The organism is Streptacidiphilus anmyonensis, from assembly GCF_000787855.1.
Classification (GTDB): Bacteria; Actinomycetota; Actinomycetes; order Streptomycetales; family Streptomycetaceae; genus Streptacidiphilus; species Streptacidiphilus anmyonensis.
In genome coordinates this window covers 116,522-134,913 of sequence record NZ_BBPQ01000013.1, presented here as the reverse complement: position 1 = coordinate 134,913, position 18,392 = coordinate 116,522, and the positions used below count along the sequence as shown (strand labels likewise).

Here is an 18,392-nt window from a genome sequence, read left to right as displayed (position 1 = left end):
TCCCGCCTGGCTTGCCGGCCTGGCTCGGGGCGCTGGCTTGGTCGTGCCGTCCTGATCCCCGCCTCCGTCGCCCGGCGTCGCCCTCGACTCTCGGGCCTGCCTCCCTCCCGTCTCGCCGCTCGCCGCTCGCCCTCGCCCCTCGGCCCGTCTCCCGGCCTGCGGCTCCGCCGCAGCGTGTGTCTCGGCCTCGCGGTTCGTTGTCAGCCGCGTCGGTTTCGGAACGCGGCGGCGCCGGGGAGGCCCTCGGACTGGAGGGTGGACATGCCGCGTTGGAACTCGTTGGCCAGTGCCGCCTGCTCGGGGAGGTCCTCGGCCTCCAGGGCCGAGAGGCGGTCGTTGCGCAGGCAGGTCTGAGGCAGAGCGGCGATCTCGCGGGCGAGATCCTCCGCCGCCTGCCGTTCCGTCCCCGCCGGGACGACGCGGTCGACCAGCCCGATCGCCAGCGCTTCCGTCGCCGGGACCTCACGGCCGGTGAGGATCAGGTCCATCGCGCGGCCCGCGCCGATCAGGCGCGGCAGACGGACGGTGCCGCCGTCGATCAACGGGACGCCCCAGCGCCTGCAGAAGACCCCGAAGACCGCGTCCTCCGCGGCCACCCGCAGGTCGCACCAGGCGGCCAACTCCAGTCCGCCGGCCACCGCGTGGCCGGCGACCGCCGCGATGACGGGCTTGCCCAGGCGCATCCGGCTGGGGCCCATCGGGCCGGGGCCGTCGGGGGAGAGGGTGTTGCCCCGCGGGCCGTCGGCCTCCTTGAGGTCCGCGCCGGCGCAGAACGTGCCGCCCTCGCCCCACAGGACGGCGACCGACGCGCTCGCGTCCGCGTCGAACTCCGCGAACGCGCGGTACAGCGCGTCCGCGGTCGGGCCGTCCACGGCGTTGCGCCGCTCCGGGCGGGAGAGGACCACGGTCCACACCGGCCCGGAGCGTTCGATCCGTACTGCGTTCACCCGTACCACCCGTGTGATCGTGCGCGCCTGGCAGTCAGGCGCGATCAGGGCAGCAGGGTATCCAGGAAGGAGTTGGAGAAGACCCGGCCGGGGTCGTAGCGGTCCAGCGTCGCCAGCGCGGTGTCCCAGTTGGCGGACGCGGGCTGGCCGGCGCGGTAGGACGCGGGGATGACGCTGCCGAGCACGGTCGGATCGGCCCAGGCGGCGGCGCCGGAGTAGGCCCAGCCCTTCGACCACTCCGCGCGCACCGCCGCGTAGCTGCCCGTGTAGTTGGAGAGCACCCACTGCTCGGTCTCGCGGTAGAACTGCTGCGACTGCGGCGTGCCGGGGATCGTCAGCAGGTCCATCCAGACCGCCGTGTCCCACTGGGGCTGGTCGGGTCTCGGTCTCAGCGCGCTCAGCAGCGGTTCCACCGCGCCCGGGACGCCGCAGTCGGCGGCGTGGTCGAGGCCGGTGACACGGACCTCCCACGGGCCGTTCATGGGGTACTGACCGGCCGCCGCGTACGTGCTCAGCCGCCCGCTCAGATAGCTGTAGAACTCGCTGACGACGCGCTGGATGTCGGCGCGCCGACACAGGATGGTGTAGCCGTTCGCGGTCACCTGCAAGGTCGTCGGGCGCACGTACAGCTGGGTGTTCTTGGCCCAGCCCCAGATGTCCCAGGTGCCGGTGACGATCAGCCCGGAGCCGACGATGCTCATCTCCAGGTTCTCGAAGGTGGGCGTCACCGAGACGTTCCCGGCCACGATGTCGGAGATGTACTGCGACTCCTGGCTGCTGACCGAGTCCGAGAAGCTGTAGTTGAAGGGGCTGTCCACCTCCTTCGAGAACCACGGCTTGCTCGGGGAGACCGACCAGACCTTCAGCCACGGCACGGTCGTGAAGGGGAACCAGATCGTCTCCACCCGGCCGCTCTGCTGCACGAGCGCGGCGAAGGAGCTGGACCCGGCCGAGGCGGGCGGCGCGAACAGGTCGGTGACCTGGGTGGTGTACGTGGAGACGCAGCGCAGCCGCTGGTTCGCGCCGACCCGCAGCGTGGCCTCGGTGACGAAGGCGCGGCCCAGGTGGACCAGGAAGGCGCCGATGTCGGGGTCGTTGCGCTGGAACGTCTTCAGCACGTAGGCGTTGCTGCCCGGGTCCCAGACCACGGCCGTCAGCGAGACGACCAGGTTGCTGACCGTGCCGTACGTCTTGCCGGCGAGCGGCGTCTCGCCGTTCGCGGGGACGGAGGTGCCGTGTCCGTCGATGGCGAGCACGCCGCCGAGGGTCAGGTCGCCGGGGGCGGGGGTGTTGGTCAGGCCGTAGCCCGCGCCCTCCAGCGCGGTCAGCAGGTTCACCATGGTGATCCCGGCCTGCGCGGTCACGCTGGCGGGGGAGCCGGGGTTCACCGTGACGGCGGTGAGGTGCTGGGTGGTGTCGACGAGCACGATGTCGCCGGCGGCCCCGTTCGGCTCCAGCAGCGGCGACCAGCCGTGGCCCATGCCCATGGCGCGCAGCCGCCAGCCGTTGGCGCTTGCCCAGTTGGCGAGGGTCACCACGTCGTTCGGGCTGGTCGGCGCGCAGGTCCAGGTCGGGTTCAGTTGGATCTCCCCGGACCAGTTGCGGAAGGCCTGCTGGTAGACGGGGATCGAGGCGGGGAAGTTCGGGGGAGCCGCGGTGGCCGCCTCCGCGGGGGTCACCCTGAAGGCGGGCGTCCACGAGACGGCTCCCAGGGCGGCGCCGGCCGCGGTCGCGCCGAGGAAGGCGCGACGCGACAGGCGCGCGCGGTCGTGCTGATCCATGACTGTCCTCCGATTGGCTCGGGTGGGAGCACAGCCGCACGCGGCATCGCAGCCGAGGCTTTCGACCTTGGGACGTGGAGGGACCCGGCCGGCCGGGGCGCACGCCGACGCACGGCGAAATGGAGTGGATGAAAGCGCCGGGCGGTGCGGTCCCGCGCGGGCGTCACGCCGGCGATGCGGGGCACGGCGGGACAGTCGGGTGGCGATGGGTGCAGCCGAGAGTCGGCCGCCACGCCGAAGAAGTCAATGCGGTCGCCCATGCGGATTGGGTGCCCTAAGAGGGAGGATTAGCCCTAAACAACCGAAAACGCCCCATGGCCACCCGTCCGACAGTGCCACGGGCCGGGCGACGCGTTCGCATGGAGGGTCACATGAGTGCTTCCGTTCCGCCTCCCGAAGGCCCCTCGGGCCCGGATCACGCCCCCGGGGCGGCGGTCGTCATCGCACCGGGCGAGGTCTCCGGCTCGGGCTCCGGAGAGAAAGGGCTCAAGGGCAACGCCCTGGGACTGTTCTCCTCGGTGGCGATCGGCCTGGCCTCCACCGCCCCCGCGTACAGCCTCGCCGCCACCCTGGGCCTGATCGTGGCCGGGGTGGGCCTCCAGGCCCCGATCATCACCATCCTGGCGTTCATCCCGATGCTGCTCATCGCATACGCGTACAAGGAGATGAACTCGGTCGACCCCGACTGCGGCACGACCTTCACCTGGGCTGCCCGCGCGTTCGGACCGCGGACCGGCTGGATGGGCGGCTGGGGCATCATCGTCGCCGACATCATCGTCATGGCCAATCTGGCCCAGATCGCCGGCTCCTACGGCTTCCAGCTCGTCGGGCACGCCAACCTGGCGTCGAGCACCCTGTGGACGACCGTGGCCGGGGTGGTCTGGATCGTCCTGATGACCTTCATCTGCTACATCGGCATCGAGATCTCCGCCGCGCTCCAGCGTGTGCTGCTCTGCCTCGAGGTCGCCATGCTGGTGCTGCTCTCGGTGACCGCCCTGGTCAAGGTCTACGGCAGCCACCCGCCCGGCACCGCGATCCACATCTCGGGCTCCTGGTTCAATCCCTTCCAGGTGCCGACAGCCAGCGCGCTGACCGCGGGCATCCTCTCCGCCGTCTTCATCTACTGGGGCTGGGACACCGCCGTCTCGGTCAACGAGGAGACCGCCGACAAGACCCGCACGCCGGGCCGCGCGGCCGTGCTCTCCACCGTGATCCTGCTGCTCATCTACGCCCTGGTCTCCACCGCCTCGCAGGCCTTCGCCGGCGTCGGCGACAAGGGCATCGGCCTGGGCAATCCGGACAACTCCGGCGACGTGCTCTCCGGCCTCGGCGGGGCCGTGTTCGGCACCACGGGCTTCGGCTGGTTCCTCTCCAAGCTGCTGATCTTCATGGTGCTGACCTCGGCCGCGGCCTCGACCCAGACCACGATCCTGCCGACCGCGCGCACCAGCTTCTCCATGGCCCTGCACAAGGCGATCCCCGAGCGCTTCGGCCGGGTGCACCCGCGGTTCGCGACACCGACCTGGTCGACGGTGGGGATGGGCGTGATCTCGATCGCCTTCTACGTGCTGCTGACCCGGATCAGCACCAACGTGCTCACCGACTCGATCTCCTCGGTCGGACTCGGCATCGCCTTCTACTACGGGCTGACGGGGTTCGCCTGCTTCTGGTACTTCCGGAAGGTGCTCCGGCGCAGCGCGCGCGACCTGTGGTTCAAGGGCATCCTGCCGCTGCTCGGCGGCCTGATGCTGCTCTACTTCTTCTGCTACGCCGCCTTCGACGTCTACGCCGCGCCCGACTACGGCAGCACCACGGTCACCATGCCCTGGGGCAAGGTGGGCGGGGTCTCGGTGATCGGCATCGGCTCCCTGCTGATCGGCTTCGTGCTGATGCTGATCCAGTGGGCAGTCCAGGGCTCCTGGTTCCGCCACCCGGACGTTCCGGTGAGCGCGGCCACCGAGGCGGAGGTCGCCGCGCTCGACGTCAGGAGCGACCCGGAAGCTTGACCCGGGGCACGGCGGGCGGCGTCACGGCAGCCGGGATACGCCCGTCCGGACGGCGGGACCGCAGGCCCGCGCAGGGGTCGACGTCCCGCCGACGGTGGCAGGACAGGCTCGGCGACGGCGTCGGGCTCGCCTGAGCGGGTCCGCTCGGGCTCGCAGTCGCACTCGTCCCCCGGCCCGGGGAGGCGCTCCCGCTCGCCCCGACGCTCGCGCCCGCGCTCGGCACCGCGCCCGGCGACCCGGACGGGGAGGCGGAAGGGGCGGCCGACGAGGAGACGGACGGTGACGCCGAGGCCGACACGGAGGCGGACGCCGACGCGGACGCCGACGCGGACGCGATGGCGGATGCGGACGCGGATGCGGAGGGGGAGCCGGACGGGCCGGCGGACGGCGTGGGCAGCGGCGGCGGCTGATGCGACATCATCTGCTGGTAGACCGCGCTGGACTCCGGGTTGGCGTCGCAGTTGAGCACGCCGTGCGGGCAGTAGTCGGTGATCGTCTGGTACAGCGTGTCGTGCGTCTCGATCCAGTCGATCATGTCGCGCATGAACCGCGGATCGTCGCCGTGCCGGAACATGCCCCACTCCGGGTAGGAGACGGGCTTGTGGTGCCGTGCGGCGAAACGCACCTGGTCAAGCAGCCCGTACTGCTCCGTCACGTAGTCGGCGAAGCTGTCGCCGGGGCCCTGGTCGTAGTTGTCCGTCCCGATGACGTCGGTGACGTCGTCGCCCGGGTAGCAGTCCGTCCACGGGTGCGCGTCCGGGCCCCGGTTCGGAGTGAAGTCGAAGCGGAACTCCTGCCCCGGGACGCTGCGCATCACATTGACGATCCGGCGCCAGTAGGCCTTCCAGTCGGCCGGGTCCGGGCCGCAGCGGCTGGAGTAGGTGACGCCGTTCATCTCCCAGCCGAGCGTGATCACGGTGTCCGGCAGGCCGAGCGCGACCAGACGTCGGGCCAGGGTGAGGAAGTGGGTGTCGTCGGCCCCGGACGCCGCCTGCTGGAGCAGCATGGCGACCTCGTCGTCGTCGAGGTCCCCCTCGTTCTGCGCCTGCATCGGCACGGCCAGCACGAAGATCCGGTCCGGACGGGCCAGCCGCCACTGCGCCCAGGGCGCGAGGAGCGAGGGCGAGCCCTCGATGTCGGACCAGCTGTTGCCCGGCAGGTAGGTGTGCCCGACCTGAAGGTCCGCCCTGTTCAGCCAGTCCGAGAGCTGCGTCTGCCGGTCGGCCGCGAAGTCGGAGCCGACGAACGCCCCGAAGGGCACCGCGTGCGCGGGCAGCACGGTCGGGTCCGACCACGCCGACGCGTCCTCGTCCCAGGGCATCGCGTCCCCGCTCCGGACCCGGCCCGCACCCGGGCCGGCCGTGGGGGCCAACTCCCACGCTCCGGCCACGAAGGCGAGCAGCAGCACGCTCATGGCGAGAGCCAGGACCGCGAGCAGACGACGCTGTGACATGCTTTCAGCCTATGGACTGATGAACCGTCAGTGCTGTCCGTGCAAGCTGAACAGGTGTCACACCTCACCCGTTCGGGGGTACTCGCGGCACGGCCGAGCCCGCTGCCTGCCCGGTCGCCCCCGCGGCGGGACTCATCCGGCGAGCAAGCGGGTGATCTCCTCCGCAGGGACGGCCTTGCCGAAGTGCCAGCCCTGGGCCGAGTCGCAGCCGGTCAGCCGCAGCCGTTCGGCCTGCCCCGCGCTCTCCACGCCCTCCGCGGTCACCGTGATGCCGAGCACGTGCGCCAGGCGCACCAGCGCCGTGACGATCTTCTCGTCCACCGCGTCCCCGGTCGTCTCCTCGGCGCCGTACGGCTCCGCGCGGAATCCCTCGACGAAGGACTTCGCCAGTTTCAGCACGTGCACCGGAAGGCGGCTGAGGTACGCCAGGTTCGAGTAACCCGTGCCGAAGTCGTCGATCGCGATCCGCACGCCCATCGCGTCCAGCGCGTGCAGCGCCTCCACGGGGCGGCCCGCGGGGCCCATGACGGCACTCTCCGTCAGTTCCAGCTGCAGCAGCCGGGAGGGGAGCCTGGTGTGGCCGAGGACCTCCGCCACGTCCGCGACCATGTCGGAGTCACGGAACTGACGGGCCGCCAGATTGACGCTGACCAGCAGCTGCGCCTCGGGGAAGCGGTCGAGCCAGGCGCGTGTCTGGCGGCACGCCTCCTCCAAGACCCAGTGGCCCAGGGGGACGATCGCGCCGGTCTCCTCGGCGATCTGGATGAAACGATCCGGCGCGAGGCGGCCGAACTCCGGATGCCGCCAGCGCACCAGCGCCTCGACACCCTGCAGCCGGCCGGTCGCCAGCTCCACGAGGGGCTGGTACTCCAGCAGGAACTCGCCGCGCTCCAGGGCCGGCCGCATCGTCGTGGCCAGGACCTGACGTGTCATCTGCGTGGCGATCCGTTCGGGATCGTAGAGCGCCCAGCGCGAGCGCCCGTCCGACTTCGCCCAGCACAGCGTCGCGTCCGCGTCCCGGACCAGCTCCGTCGGCGAGGTGCCCGGGACGGGCCGCTCCACCACGCCGACGCTGGCCGTGGCGGCCACCCGCCGCTCCTCCAGGTCGTAGGGAGCGCCGAGGATCTCCACGACCTCCGCCGCCAGGGCCGTCAGCTCCTCCGCGCCCGCGCTGCGCGGAACCAGCACCGCGAACTCGTCCCCGCCCACGCGCGCGACCAGATGGCCACGCGGCGAGAACCGCTGCTCCAGCCGGCGCGCCACGGCCACCAGCAGCTCGTCCCCGACGGGGTGGCCGAGCGTGTCGTTCACCGCCTGGAAGCCGTCCAGATCCAGGTAGCAGAGCCCGATCCGCTGGTCGGCCTCGGCGCAGGCGTCCGCCAGCCGCTCGAAGAAGAGCGCCCGGTTCGGCAGCCCGGTCAGCGGGTCGTGCATCGACTGGTACTGGAGCCGGTCTCCCAGGCGCCGTGCCTCGGAGACGTCCTCCACCATGGCGAGCGTGTAGAGCGGCTCGCCCGTCGAATCCCGGATCAGGGAGACGGTGATGTTCGTCCACACCGCGTGGCCCTGGCTGTGCCGCAGCCGCTTCTCCAGCCGCACCCGGTCCCGCTCGCCCCGCACGAGCTTCCGGTAGAGGTGGCGGGCGCGCTCCTCCACGTCCATCAGCTGATGAATGTGCATCCGCATCAGCTCGGGCACGGTGTGCCCGAGCATCTCGGCCAGGGCCGGATTGGCCTCGATGATCAGATCGTCCCGGTCGACCAGCGCCATGCCGATGCCGGCGTCGACGAAGGCCGCCCGGAAGCGGTTCTCGCTGGCCCGCAGCGCGTCCTCGAGACTGCGCCGATCCACCGGGCCCCTGCGCTCACCCACCGCACCGGGCGCGTTCGCGCCGGGCGGCCGGAACTCCTCCAGCCGGTCCAGGCCCTCCAGATCTCCGAGCGTCATTCGCTCGCCGAGGGCGTCCAGAGCGCCGAAGGCGCTGAGGGCGCCGATGTCCTCGGGAGAGCCGGGGGGACCGGACGGGCCACTACGCACGGTGGCGATCGTAGGCAGCGGTGCCGGAACCAATCCAGCGTTCCGGGGCCGATTCACCCCTGCGGGGGCATAAGCGGTACACATGCGCTCATGTTCACCATTTCCGGCGAACGACCGGGGGATTCCTCAGTGCGTGCGGCGCTTCGGGTGTAGGTCTTCGCCTACCAGCCCCACGGGGGCGTACCAGGCCCCGGGCAACCGCGGCTCGGGGCGCGCGGGGCCCGGGGCGGGGCGGAAGCGGCGTCAGGCCAGGGAGGCGGTCAGGGTGATGGTCGTGCCGCTCAGGGCCTGGCTGACCGGGCAGTTGGCCTTGGCGTCCTCCGCCGCCTTGGCGAAGCCGGCCTCGTCCAGGCCGGGCACGGTGCCCACCACGGTCAGGTGGATGCCGGTGATGCCGGTGCCGGGCTGGAAGGTCACGTCGGCGGTGGTCTCCAGCTTGGTCGGCGGGGTGCCGGCGTTGCTGAGGCCGAAGGAGAGGGCCATGGAGAAGCAGGCGCTGTGCGCTCCGGCGATCAGCTCCTCCGGGCTGGTCTTCCCGTTCGCCTGCTCGGCCCGCGAGGGCCAGGAGACCGGGAACTCCCCGATCCCGGAGGACTTCATGGCGACGAGGCCCTTGCCCTCCTGCAGGTTGCCTTCCCAGGTCGTGTGCGCGGTGCGGGTCGTGGCCACGAGGGCCTCCGTTCGGTGCTGGTGACAGGCCGTCGCCCATCCTAGGAGCGGACGGGCGCAGACCGGATCACCGCGCCGCGAGTGTCATGACGGAGAAGTGCGCGCCCGAGGGGTCACGGACCACGCACAGCCGCCCGTAGGGCGAGTCGAAGGGGCCGTGCAGGACCGAGCCGCCGAGTGCGGTGATCTGCTCGGCGGTCTCGTCCACCTTCGCCACGGCGAAGTAGACGGACCAGAACGGCTGCCCGCCGCCCGCCGCCAGCTCGTGCGCCGGGTCGGTGGACCGGAGCCTGCCGCACACCTGGCGGTCGGCGCCGGCCGGGGTCCAGGTGGTGTAGTCGAAGTTGGTGCCGTCGCCGATCTGGACCTGCTTGTAGTCGAAGAGCCCGGCGTAGAACGCGTCGGCCGCACCGCCGGCCGTCGTGTAGACCTCGTTCCAGCACATCGCGCCCGGCTCCCCGTAGAGGGCGGCGCCCTCGTGGCCCTCCGGCTGCCAGAGCCCGAAGGAGGCTCCCTGCGGATCGAAGGCGAAGGCCAGCCGTCCGGCGGCGGGCACGTCGTGCGGTCCCATCGCGATCTTCCCGCCGCCCGCCTCGACGGCGGCGATCGTGGCGTCGACGTCGCTCGTGCGCAGGTAGACGTTCCACGCCGGGGCCAGCCCCTCCGCGCTGGGCGGCGGCGGCATCAGCGCGGCGACGGGCTTCCCCTTCCACAGGCACATCGTGTAGTGCCCGTACTCGGGGCCCTTGTCCTGGAACTCCCAGCCCAGCGCGGCGCCGTAGAAGCGGCGGGCGCTCTCCAGGTCGGGGGCGTTCAGGTCCGCCCAGCAGGGGGCGCCGTCGGGATACGAGCTGACGTCGGGCATGGGGCCCTCCGGGAGGTGCGGGAGTGTGTGGTGGGTCGGAACGAAAGCCACGATTCCCGGGGCGTGAACGCCCCGCAACCGCACGCGTCCGTCCGGTCACCGAGGGTCCGGACGACGGCGGGTCTACGCGCGTCACCCTGTATCCGCTACACTGGTCGGCAGATCTACCGAGACCAGCTACATCTGCCTGAAGCAGAGTCGGCTAGACCGCTCGGCGGCCGCGGCCATCGCCATTCCCCGGCGAGGCGCGCGGTATCTACCCCGGTCGACGCACCAGAGGACGACCCTCGGCGCCCGGGGCACCACCCTTATGCTCCCGCGCGCCACCAGGCAGCGGAGAGACCTCCCCACATGGCCCGTCCGTTCGGTTACGGTGCGCTGCTGCGCACCCCCGGCGCCTGGACCTTCCTGCTCCCGGCCTTCGTCGCGCGCATGCCCTACGCGATGCTCGGGCTCGGCACGGTCCTGCTCGTGCTGGACACCACCCACTCCTACACCACCGCCGGCGCCGTCGCCGCCGTCGCCTCGATCACCCAGGTCGTCGGCGCGCCGCTGACCGGCCGCCTCGCCGACCGCCGCGGCCAGGCCCCCGTGCTGCTCCCCTGTCTGGCACTGCACGGCGCCTCCGTCGTCGCCCTCATCGTGCTGGCGCTCTCGGGCGCGCCGGTCTGGACGCTGTTCCTGGCCGCAGGCCTCGCGGGCGCGTCGCTGCCGCAGATCGGCGCCATGGTCCGCGCCCGCTGGCTGCACGCCCTGGACGGTCGCCCCGAGGCGGTCTCCTCGGCCTTCGCCTTCGAGTCCGTCACGGACGAGCTGACCTTCGTTCTCGGGCCGGTGCTCGCCACCACGCTCTGCACCGTCGTCGCTCCCGCCGCGGGCCTCACCGCGGAGGCCGCGCTCACCGTCCTCGGCGGCCTGGCCTTCGCCGCGCAGCGGCGCACCGCGCCGCCGGTCCGCGCGGCCGAGGGCGCGGGCTCCGGCTCGGCCCTGTCCCGTCCCGGCGTGCGCCTGCTCGTCGTGGCACTGCTCGGCGTCGGCTCGGTCTTCGGTGCGCTCCAGGTCTCCATCACCGCCGCCAGCGAGGCGGCCGGCAAGGCCGGCCTCAGCGGCGTCGTCTACGGCCTCTTCGCCGCCGGCAGCGTCATCGCCGGCACGGCGTTCGGCGCCGTCAGCTGGAAGCGCTCGCCCCGCGCCCGGCTGCTCGCCGCGTACGGAGCGCTGGTCGTCGGCACGTCCACGCTGTGGGCGATGCCGAACCTGCTCACCCTGGCGGTGGCGGCGTTCTGCTGCGGCCTGGCGATCGCCCCGACGCTGATCTCCGCGTACACGCTGGTCGAGACCCTCGTCGACGCCGGTGCGAAGACGGAGGCGTTCACCTGGCTGACCGGAGCGATCGGCCTCGGCCTGGCGCTGGGCTCGACGGTCGCGGGTCGCCTCATCGACGCCCACGGCGCGTCCGCGGGCTTCCTCGTCCCGGCGGCGGGTGCCGCGCTGGGCTTCGTCGCGCTGGTCGTCTTCCGCGGCCTGCTCGTCCCGTCGGCGGGAACCCGCACGATCGCCTCGTCCCGGCCGGAGCCGGTGCACGCGTCGCACTGACAGCACGGCCGAGGCAGCCCCCGTCCACAGTTCACGTGGACGGGGGCTGCTTTTGCACGGGGTGAAACCGTGTCAGGCGGCCGGAAGAACCCGCCATGCGACGACGCCGGAATTCGATGCGGCGCCGTCGATGACCGCGTCGAGATTCCCCTTGAACTGAATGGTCGTCGCCTTTCCGCAGGAAATCCCGTGCCTGGTCTCCCCTGCCGCGGAATGCAGCGTGAAAGACACCGAACCGGTGCCGGAGCAGGCCACCTGAAGCGCGCTTTCTCCGCTCAGGTTCTCCGAGATCCGCTGCCCCGCGTTACGCGCCCAGTCGTACTCCGAGGCCACCGGGACCGCGTTGAAGCCTGCGGGTACGTACTGCTGAACCAGGGCCAGGGCCGGCTTCGCCGCCTCGTCGAGCGGGACCGCCTTGGCGCTCGTCGTCGGCTGCGGCGCGGGAGTGCCGTGCGCCTGGTCCGTGGTCGACCCGCTGCAGCCGCTCACCAGCGCGACCATGGCGGCCAGCGCGACGGCGCCGAGGGTCGCGCCGCCACGCCCGGCGTGGCGTCGAGCGCGGCGCTGAGCCCGGGGGGTCACGACGAGGTTTCCCAGTACTTCCAGCCGACCGACGAGACCGGCAGGATCGCGGTGCCCGAGGCCAGGACGGTGACGGTGCAGTTGCCGTTGTCGCGGGTCTTCTCCCAGCCCACCTTGTAGCCCCACGAGCCGTACTGGGCGTTCCCGTACTTGTTCGCCGTGATGTTGTGCGTGTAGGTGTGCCCGACGGTCACCGCGACGGAGCTGGTGATGCTGGCGCTCACGGAGAGCTTGGCGGAGCTGATCACGTCGCTGACGGACACCTCGGCGGTCGAGGAGAGGCTGGCGGTCAGCGTCGACGCCCGGGTCACGCTCACCTGGATGGTGCCGCCGGGGCCGTCCTTGAACACGTTCGCCGTACCGATGAAGTACGAGGAATGCGAGGTGATGGCGACGCCCGTGTCCGGCGGGCACAACGTGGGAGCAGCGATCGCGGTGCCGCCCCCGGCGACGACCGTGAATGCGGCGGCGGATGAAAGTGCCGTCGCCAGACCGATTATCTTGCGCATTGTCGCTCTTTCTCTCAATGCACCCCCCCTGGGCGCATGAGGAACCTAGGGGCAGAGCGTCGCGCGTGACAAGGCATGTCGCCGAAGTTTGAGGTTCCCCTGAGGTGGCCGATCCAGGTCGGCGGTGTTTGCCCGAATTTCCCCGCCGAGGCGCGGGAAAGCGGCGCCCGCAACCCCCGCTGATCGGGGGATGCATTCCCCCCGTCCGGGGGGTCCGCTATTCGGGTTTCGTACGAATGGGAGTGCATTCCCCTGCGGAGGCGACGCCTCGCCGCCCCAGGACGACCGTCGCCCAGAACTCCTCCGACGACGACGCCGTCGCCTCCAGTCCGCCCGCGACGAACGCCGCCGCCGCACCCTCGCGCTGCTGCTCGCTCGTCTCCACCAGCACGACGCCGCCCGGCGCCAGCCAGTCCCGTGCCTCCGCCGCGACCCGGCGCATCACCGAGAGGCCGTCCGCACCGCCGTCCAGGGCGATCCGGGCCTCGTGCTCGCGGGCCTCGGCCGGCAGGAACGGGATCTCGTCCGAGGGGACATAGGGGGTGTTGGCGAGGAGGACGTCCACCCGTCCGCGCAGCGTCTGCGGCAGGGCCGCGAAGAGGTCGCCCTGGAACGCCTGTCCGCCGAAGCGGTCGATGTTACGGGCCGCGCAGCGGACCGCCGCCGGGTCGAGGTCCGCCGCGCAGAGCTCCAGAGCACGCGCCGGTGCGCCCAGGCGTGCGGCCAGCGCGACGCCCAACGCGCCGCTACCGCAGCACAGATCCACGATCACGGAGGCGCCGGGCGCGGCCTCGGCCGCGCACGCGACGAGGAACTCCGTCCGCGGACGGGGCACGAAGACGCCGGGGTCGACCTCGATGCGCAGCCCGCAGAAGCGCGCCCAGCCCAGCACGTACTCCAGCGGTTCGCCCTCCGCCCGGCGCCGCACCAGCGCGTCGAGCGTCGCCGCGTCGGCGGCCGCCGCGACCAGCAGCTCCGCCTCCTCCTCCGCGAAGACGCACCCCGCGGCACGCAACCGCGTGACGACGTCGGGGAAGAGGGGGGAGTCGGAAGGGGCAGCCATCAACGTCATCCTGCGGTCGGGAGGAGAAACGCCGGAGGGCTCCCCCGCCGAAGCGGAGGAGCCCTCCAACCGTCTGTGCGCCGCCAGGGACTCGAACCCCGGACCCGCTGATTAAGAGTCAGCTGCTCTAACCAACTGAGCTAGCGGCGCCTGCTGACGTGGAAGACATTACAGGAACCCCGGGGAAATGCCGAATCGGTATCCTGGCGGCCCATCCAGACCGGCCCACAGGGGAGTGCATGTCCGAGAGCCACGCCGAGGTCGACCCGCGCGCGCAGCTTGAGCTGGAGCGCCTGCGCGGCAGTATCGACAACATCGACGCCGCGATCGTGCACATGCTGGCGGAGCGCTTCAAGTGCACCCAGCAGGTCGGCCGGCTGAAGGCCGAGTACCGGTTGCCGCCCGCCGATCCCGCGCGCGAGCGCGAGCAGATCGAGCGGCTGCGCGATCTCGCCTCGGCAGCGCGCCTGGATCCGGCCTTCGCGGAGAAGTTCCTCAACTTCATCATCGCCGAGGTGATCCGCCACCACGAGCAGATCGCCGCCGAGGACTGACGACGAGGACGACGCGGAGGACTGACGCGGCGGATCACACGGATCCGCCCCCGCTCCCGGCGGTCGGACGATCTTCGGCGTAGGGTCGAAGCGGACACTAGAGGCCGCCAGGGGTGGAGGGTGCAATGTTCGAGCTCGGCACGGACGGGCCGTCGGTGATCGTGACGGGGATCGACGGCTCGGACTCGTCGATGCGGGCGGCCGCGTACGCCGCGGGTCTGGCCCGGCGGCAGGGGGCCAAGCTCGCGCTGGTCTACGTGCAGCCGTTGAACGCGATGGGCGGCGCGGACGTCGGCGCGGCCGTTCTGCAGGCGGAGCAGGAGGTCGCGGACAAGCTCCTCGCCGAGATCCGCGACGCGGCCGAGCGGATGCCGGAGGACGAGCGGATCCGCTGGGAGTTCTACAGTCAGCCCGGCGACCCGTACCAGGGCATCGTCGACCTCGCCGACCAGCTCAAGGCCGACGGCGTGGTGATCGGCGCCTCCGAGAAGGCCGGGCACCGGCTCGTCGGCTCGGTCGGCGTCCGACTCGTCAAGGCGGGCCGTTGGCCGGTCACCGTGGTGCCGTGACCTGCCCGCGTGGTGCTGTGACCAGCCGCCGGGAGAGGGCCGACCTCGCCGTCGCACGGCGGCATGCTCTACGGTGTTGCCCGCCCAGGTAAGTAAGAGCGGTAAGAATGCAGCTCGGAGCATGACGGGAGTCCTTCGTCCATGAGCGCCTCCGGAGGTACGAGGGCGGTTCTCGCGGCCCTCGGCGCCAACGTCGCGATCGCGGTGTCCAAGTTCGTCGCGTTCGCGTTCAGCGGCTCCTCGTCGATGCTCGCGGAGGGCGTGCACTCGCTCGCCGACTCCGGCAACCAGGTGCTGCTCCTCTTCGGCGGACACCGCTCCCGCCGCGAGGCCGACGAGGCGCACCCGTTCGGCTACGGCGCCGAGCGCTACGTCTACGGCTTCCTCGTCTCCGTGGTGCTCTTCACCATCGGCGGCGTCTTCGCCCTCTACGAGGGCTTCGAGAAGATCCGTCACCCGCACCCGATCGACGCCTGGTACTGGCCGGTGGGCGTGCTCCTCTTCGCCGTGATCGCCGAGGGGTTCTCCTTCCGCACCGCGATCGGAGAGGCCCGGTCGCTGAAGGGCCGTCAGTCCTGGCGCCGATTCATCCGCACCGCCAAGGCCCCTGAGCTGCCGGTGGTGCTGATGGAGGACTTCGGCGCGCTGATCGGCCTGTGCCTCGCGCTCTTCGGCGTCGGCCTGGCCGTGCTGACGGGGAACGGCGTCTGGGACGGCGTCGGCACCGTCTGCATCGGCGCCCTGCTCGTCTGCATCGCCCTGGTGCTGGCGGTCGAGACGAAGTCGCTGCTGCTGGGGGAGGGCGCGGGCCCGGAGGTGGTGGCGCGGGTGCAGGCCGCACTGGTGGACGGGCCGGACGTGGACCGGGTCATCCACATGCGTACGCTGCACCTCGGTCCCGAGGAGCTCCTCGTCGCCGCCAAGATCGCCGTGCCCGCGGACGCGGACGCCCGGCGCATCGCCGCCGCCATCAACGCGGCCGAGGCGCGCGTCCGTTCGGCGGAGCCCACGGCTCGGGTCATCTACCTCGAACCGGACCTCTACAGCGAGGCGGAGGCCGCCGCCGGCCCCGACCCGGCGGCGACCCCCGGCGGCCGCTGACGCTTCGGCAGCCCGCCGGGGGTCGTCACGTCATCGCCCGTCACGTCATCGCCGGTGACGTCATCGCCGGTCACGTCATCGCGGGGGCCGCGAAGCCGACGGCGAAGAACACCAGCCACCACAGTTCCAGCAGGATCATCGGGGTGTCCCGGATCAGCAGGTCCTCGATGTGGCTGGTGGTCCCGTGCGAGGTCAGCCGGTCGAAGCGGATGAGCGCGCCGAGCAGGGGGACCGCGGTCGCCACATGCCAGACCCGTTCGTGCCCGTCGCGCTCCATCAGGGCCCAGGCCAGGTATGCCGCGACCATCGCCAGAGCGATCACCCGCTGCGCGATCCGCAGGCCCGGGGCCGTGTAGTGCCGCAGCGAGGGACGGTGCGCGGCGGCCGGACCGCCCAGGCCGGCGAGTTCCGTGTGCCGCTTGGCGGTGGCCACCAGCAGCGCGCCCAGGCTGCACACCAGCACGAACCAGCCGGACGGCGGCACCTGCGAGGACGCCGCGCCGCCCAGGGCCCGCAGCACGAACCCGGACGCGACGAGCGTCAGCTCCAGCACCGCCAGGTGCTTCAGGCCGAGGCTGTAGAGGAACGAGGTGACCAGGTACGCCGTCACCGCGACGGTCAGGCCGTAGCCGGGCGCGGCCAGGCTGAGGGTCAGGGCTGCGGCCAGGCAGACCCCGGCGACGGTCACCGCCGTGCTCTCGCTCAGCTCGCCGGAGGCGATGGGACGCAGGCACTTGCGCGGGTGCTGCCGGTCGCGCTCGGCGTCGACGGTGTCGTTGACGAAGTAGACCGCGCACGAGGCCAGCGTGAAGACCACGAAGGCCAGCGCCGCGCCGCCCAGCGCGCTGCCGCCGCGGGCCTCGAACTGGCGGGCCGTGAGCTCCGAACCCGTCAGCGGCGCGGCGAAGACCAGCAGGTTCTTGACCCACTGCCGTGGCCGTGCGGTCCGCAGCAGGGCGGACGGCACGCGGACCCAGGCGCCCCGGCGGACCGCGTCGACGTCCAGCGGGATCGGGGGCACCGGCGGCACCGGCCGGATGGGCTGTGGGGCGCTCATCGCGCGTACACCGCGGTGAAGTCGCGACTGGTGTCCTCGTAGTACCGGTTGGCCGGGCGCTCCTGGTCCGGCAGCAGCTTGACCGGCGTCGGGTCGGCCGCGTTCGGCTGCGGCTTGTAGTACATGAAGGACATCCACGCGGGGTTGATGTCGAGTTGCATCGCGCGTACCGCGCCCGCGCTCGCCAGCAGGTCGGCCAGGGTGCGCACGGAGAGCGCGGGGCCGTAGGCGAAGAGCAGGCGCCCGTCGTTGGTCACGCCGACCCCGGAGCGCCAGACGAAGTACTTGCCGGCGATGGTCAGGCCCCAGCCGCTCTCGACGTTGGAGTCGACGCTCTCGGGGACCTTGCCGTGATCGACGATCAGCTTGAGGTTCTGCCGGACACCGGTGACGGTCGACGTCAGGGTGGCGTCACGGCCCCAGTCGGCGACGGTGACCCGGCCGTCCTTGGTGAAGACCAGTGAGGCCGCGCCGTCGTGAAGGCTGCCGCGGGTGGTCCCGTTGAGGTAGAAGCCGCCCTGGGCCTCGTCGTCGATCACCTTGAAGCCGCCGTTGAAGGTGGCGAGCAGGCCGGTGCGCTGCCCGGTCGGGATCGAGAACGGCACGCCCCAGTCGCCTGGGCCGGGGTCGGACTGGCCGGGGTGGAGCGTGAAGCGCACCAGGCGCTCGTCCATGGAGACCACCGCCGCCACGTAGGAGGTGTGTTCGTTGTCCGGCCGCAGAAAGGCCCCGAGCAGGGCGGGGGTGCCGTCGACGTTCTCGAGGGTCTGCCAGGTGCCCTCACCCGGCAGCGGTGCGCCCGCCGGGGAGACCAGCCGCGGTGGCACGATGGGCTTCAACGCGGGCCGGTTCGAGGTGTTGTTCTGCACCGGCTCGCCGTTCGGGGCCAGTGCCATGGTCGGCTTGCCGCCGATCTTCGGCGGGTGGGCCTTGTACTGCTGGTCCTCCAGGAAGGTCACCACCGGACCGAGGTGGTGATCACGGGCCCACTCCGCCACGCGCGCGACGACGCTGTCGTCGCCGGGCGCGGCCAGGGCGGAGCCGACGGACCAGCACAGCCAGGCGAAGAAGACTGCGAACAGCGCGAGCACGGCGCGCACGCTGCGCAGCCGGAGTATTCGGCGGGTCCGGCGGAAGCGCTGCCGCTTCGGCGGCGTCGGTCCCCCCTCCGACGGCGCGGGCTCCTCGGCGGGGTTCTCCGAGACGGACTCGGGCGACGCTGGTACACCCACGCGGACCTACTTCCAGCCGGGCGCGCCGAGGCGCGCTGAGGACGGGAGGGAGTGGCGGCCACCGCGGTGGGCGCGGTGTGACGAGGGTCACCGACGGCCGTCTCAGTCCACGCTAGGAATCCGGAACCGGAACCGCCTGTTCTGCTAGGCGGTCCGTGTTACCCGACCTGACGCCCCGCAGAAAACCCGCAGCTGAGCGGCGTCTGCTGCCCGCAGGGCGGGCGGGCGGGCGCGCGGCGCGGCGCGGTGCGGCGCGGCTGTGACGGTCGGTAGGTCCGAGACTGGGCCGCCGATCGGAGGCGGGTGCCGGAGCCGCATGCCGGAGCGGCCTGGCGGGCCGCGTCCCCGCCGGCCCGGGGGGGGAGGGGGGG

16 protein-coding genes and 1 tRNA gene are annotated in these 18,392 nt (G+C 72.0%); 5 read left to right on the top strand and 12 right to left on the bottom strand.

The window, feature by feature from the left end; genetic code table 11:
- Positions 1-200: 200 nt before the first annotated feature.
- Both TR50_RS15530 and TR50_RS15525 read right to left on the bottom strand, forming a co-directional pair.
- Positions 201-947 carry a crotonase/enoyl-CoA hydratase family protein gene (locus TR50_RS15530; protein WP_042420872.1) on the bottom strand — a complete coding sequence of 249 codons (747 nt, stop codon included), beginning with the start codon at positions 945-947 and terminating at the stop codon, positions 201-203.
- A gap of 44 nt (positions 948-991) precedes the next feature.
- On the bottom strand, positions 992-2,728 hold the full coding sequence (locus TR50_RS15525) for a cholesterol oxidase substrate-binding domain-containing protein (protein ID WP_042420870.1): 1,737 nt from the start codon (positions 2,726-2,728) through the stop codon (positions 992-994).
- A gap of 371 nt (positions 2,729-3,099) precedes the next feature.
- Here TR50_RS15525 and TR50_RS15520 point away from each other — a divergent pair, with 371 nt between their 5' ends.
- The gene (locus TR50_RS15520; RefSeq protein ID WP_084700341.1) at positions 3,100-4,734 is read left to right on the top strand and encodes an APC family permease; all 1,635 of its coding nucleotides are present in this window, start codon (positions 3,100-3,102) and stop codon (positions 4,732-4,734) included.
- On the opposite strand, the gene TR50_RS15515 is transcribed toward TR50_RS15520, so the two are convergent.
- The 4 genes from TR50_RS15515 to TR50_RS15500 all read right to left on the bottom strand — a co-directional run bounded on the left by TR50_RS15515 (position 4,712) and on the right by TR50_RS15500 (position 9,758).
- Positions 4,712-6,187: a glycoside hydrolase family 26 protein gene (locus TR50_RS15515; protein WP_063775070.1), complete on the bottom strand. Its 1,476-nt coding sequence runs from the start codon at positions 6,185-6,187 to the stop codon at positions 4,712-4,714. The two genes, TR50_RS15520 and TR50_RS15515, sit on opposite strands and share 23 nt — an antisense overlap.
- Before the next feature lie 132 nt (positions 6,188-6,319).
- On the bottom strand, positions 6,320-8,224 hold the full coding sequence (locus tag TR50_RS15510) for a putative bifunctional diguanylate cyclase/phosphodiesterase (RefSeq protein WP_236654429.1): 1,905 nt from the start codon (positions 8,222-8,224) through the stop codon (positions 6,320-6,322).
- Positions 8,225-8,467: 243 nt separating this feature from the next.
- A complete protein-coding gene (locus TR50_RS15505) occupies positions 8,468-8,893 on the bottom strand; it encodes an OsmC family protein (RefSeq protein WP_042420868.1) in 426 nt (141 codons plus the stop codon).
- 67 nt (positions 8,894-8,960) lie between these two features.
- Positions 8,961-9,758, bottom strand: a complete 798-nt coding sequence (locus TR50_RS15500; protein WP_042420866.1) for a VOC family protein — start codon at positions 9,756-9,758, stop codon at positions 8,961-8,963.
- Between the two features lie 351 nt (positions 9,759-10,109).
- Here TR50_RS15500 and TR50_RS15495 point away from each other — a divergent pair, with 351 nt between their 5' ends.
- A complete protein-coding gene (locus TR50_RS15495) occupies positions 10,110-11,354 on the top strand; it encodes an MFS transporter (RefSeq protein ID WP_042420864.1) in 1,245 nt (414 codons plus the stop codon).
- A 72-nt stretch (positions 11,355-11,426) separates the two neighbouring features.
- Here TR50_RS15495 and TR50_RS15490 read toward each other — a convergent pair whose 3' ends face one another.
- From TR50_RS15490 to TR50_RS15475, 4 genes are all read right to left on the bottom strand, one after another.
- The gene (locus tag TR50_RS15490; protein WP_152648415.1) at positions 11,427-11,855 is read right to left on the bottom strand and encodes a hypothetical protein; all 429 of its coding nucleotides are present in this window, start codon (positions 11,853-11,855) and stop codon (positions 11,427-11,429) included.
- A gap of 77 nt (positions 11,856-11,932) precedes the next feature.
- Positions 11,933-12,445 (bottom strand): hypothetical protein, encoded by a 513-nt coding sequence (locus TR50_RS15485; RefSeq protein ID WP_052441019.1) that lies wholly within the window; start codon positions 12,443-12,445, stop codon positions 11,933-11,935.
- 217 nt (positions 12,446-12,662) lie between these two features.
- On the bottom strand, positions 12,663-13,508 hold the full coding sequence (locus TR50_RS15480; RefSeq protein WP_152648414.1) for a putative protein N(5)-glutamine methyltransferase: 846 nt from the start codon (positions 13,506-13,508) through the stop codon (positions 12,663-12,665).
- A 76-nt stretch (positions 13,509-13,584) separates the two neighbouring features.
- A tRNA-Lys gene (locus TR50_RS15475) sits at positions 13,585-13,658 on the bottom strand.
- Between the two features lie 89 nt (positions 13,659-13,747).
- Between TR50_RS15475 and TR50_RS15470 the strand changes: the two genes are divergently transcribed.
- The 3 genes from TR50_RS15470 (at position 13,748) to TR50_RS15460 (ending at position 15,732) form a co-directional block, all read left to right on the top strand.
- Positions 13,748-14,062 (top strand): chorismate mutase, encoded by a 315-nt coding sequence (locus TR50_RS15470; RefSeq protein ID WP_042420859.1) that lies wholly within the window; start codon positions 13,748-13,750, stop codon positions 14,060-14,062.
- A gap of 125 nt (positions 14,063-14,187) precedes the next feature.
- A complete protein-coding gene (locus tag TR50_RS15465; RefSeq protein ID WP_042420857.1) occupies positions 14,188-14,631 on the top strand; it encodes a universal stress protein in 444 nt (147 codons plus the stop codon).
- Positions 14,632-14,772: 141 nt separating this feature from the next.
- Positions 14,773-15,732 carry a cation diffusion facilitator family transporter gene (locus tag TR50_RS15460; RefSeq protein ID WP_042420855.1) on the top strand — a complete coding sequence of 320 codons (960 nt, stop codon included), beginning with the start codon at positions 14,773-14,775 and terminating at the stop codon, positions 15,730-15,732.
- Between the two features lie 70 nt (positions 15,733-15,802).
- Here TR50_RS15460 and TR50_RS15455 read toward each other — a convergent pair whose 3' ends face one another.
- Together TR50_RS15455 and TR50_RS15450 are read right to left on the bottom strand one after the other, a co-directional pair.
- The gene (locus tag TR50_RS15455) at positions 15,803-16,789 is read right to left on the bottom strand and encodes a decaprenyl-phosphate phosphoribosyltransferase (RefSeq protein WP_084700339.1); all 987 of its coding nucleotides are present in this window, start codon (positions 16,787-16,789) and stop codon (positions 15,803-15,805) included.
- Positions 16,786-18,021, bottom strand: a complete 1,236-nt coding sequence (locus tag TR50_RS15450; protein ID WP_042420853.1) for a phosphodiester glycosidase family protein — start codon at positions 18,019-18,021, stop codon at positions 16,786-16,788. Before TR50_RS15450 ends, TR50_RS15455 begins: the two co-directional genes overlap by 4 nt.
- Positions 18,022-18,392 lie beyond the last annotated feature (371 nt).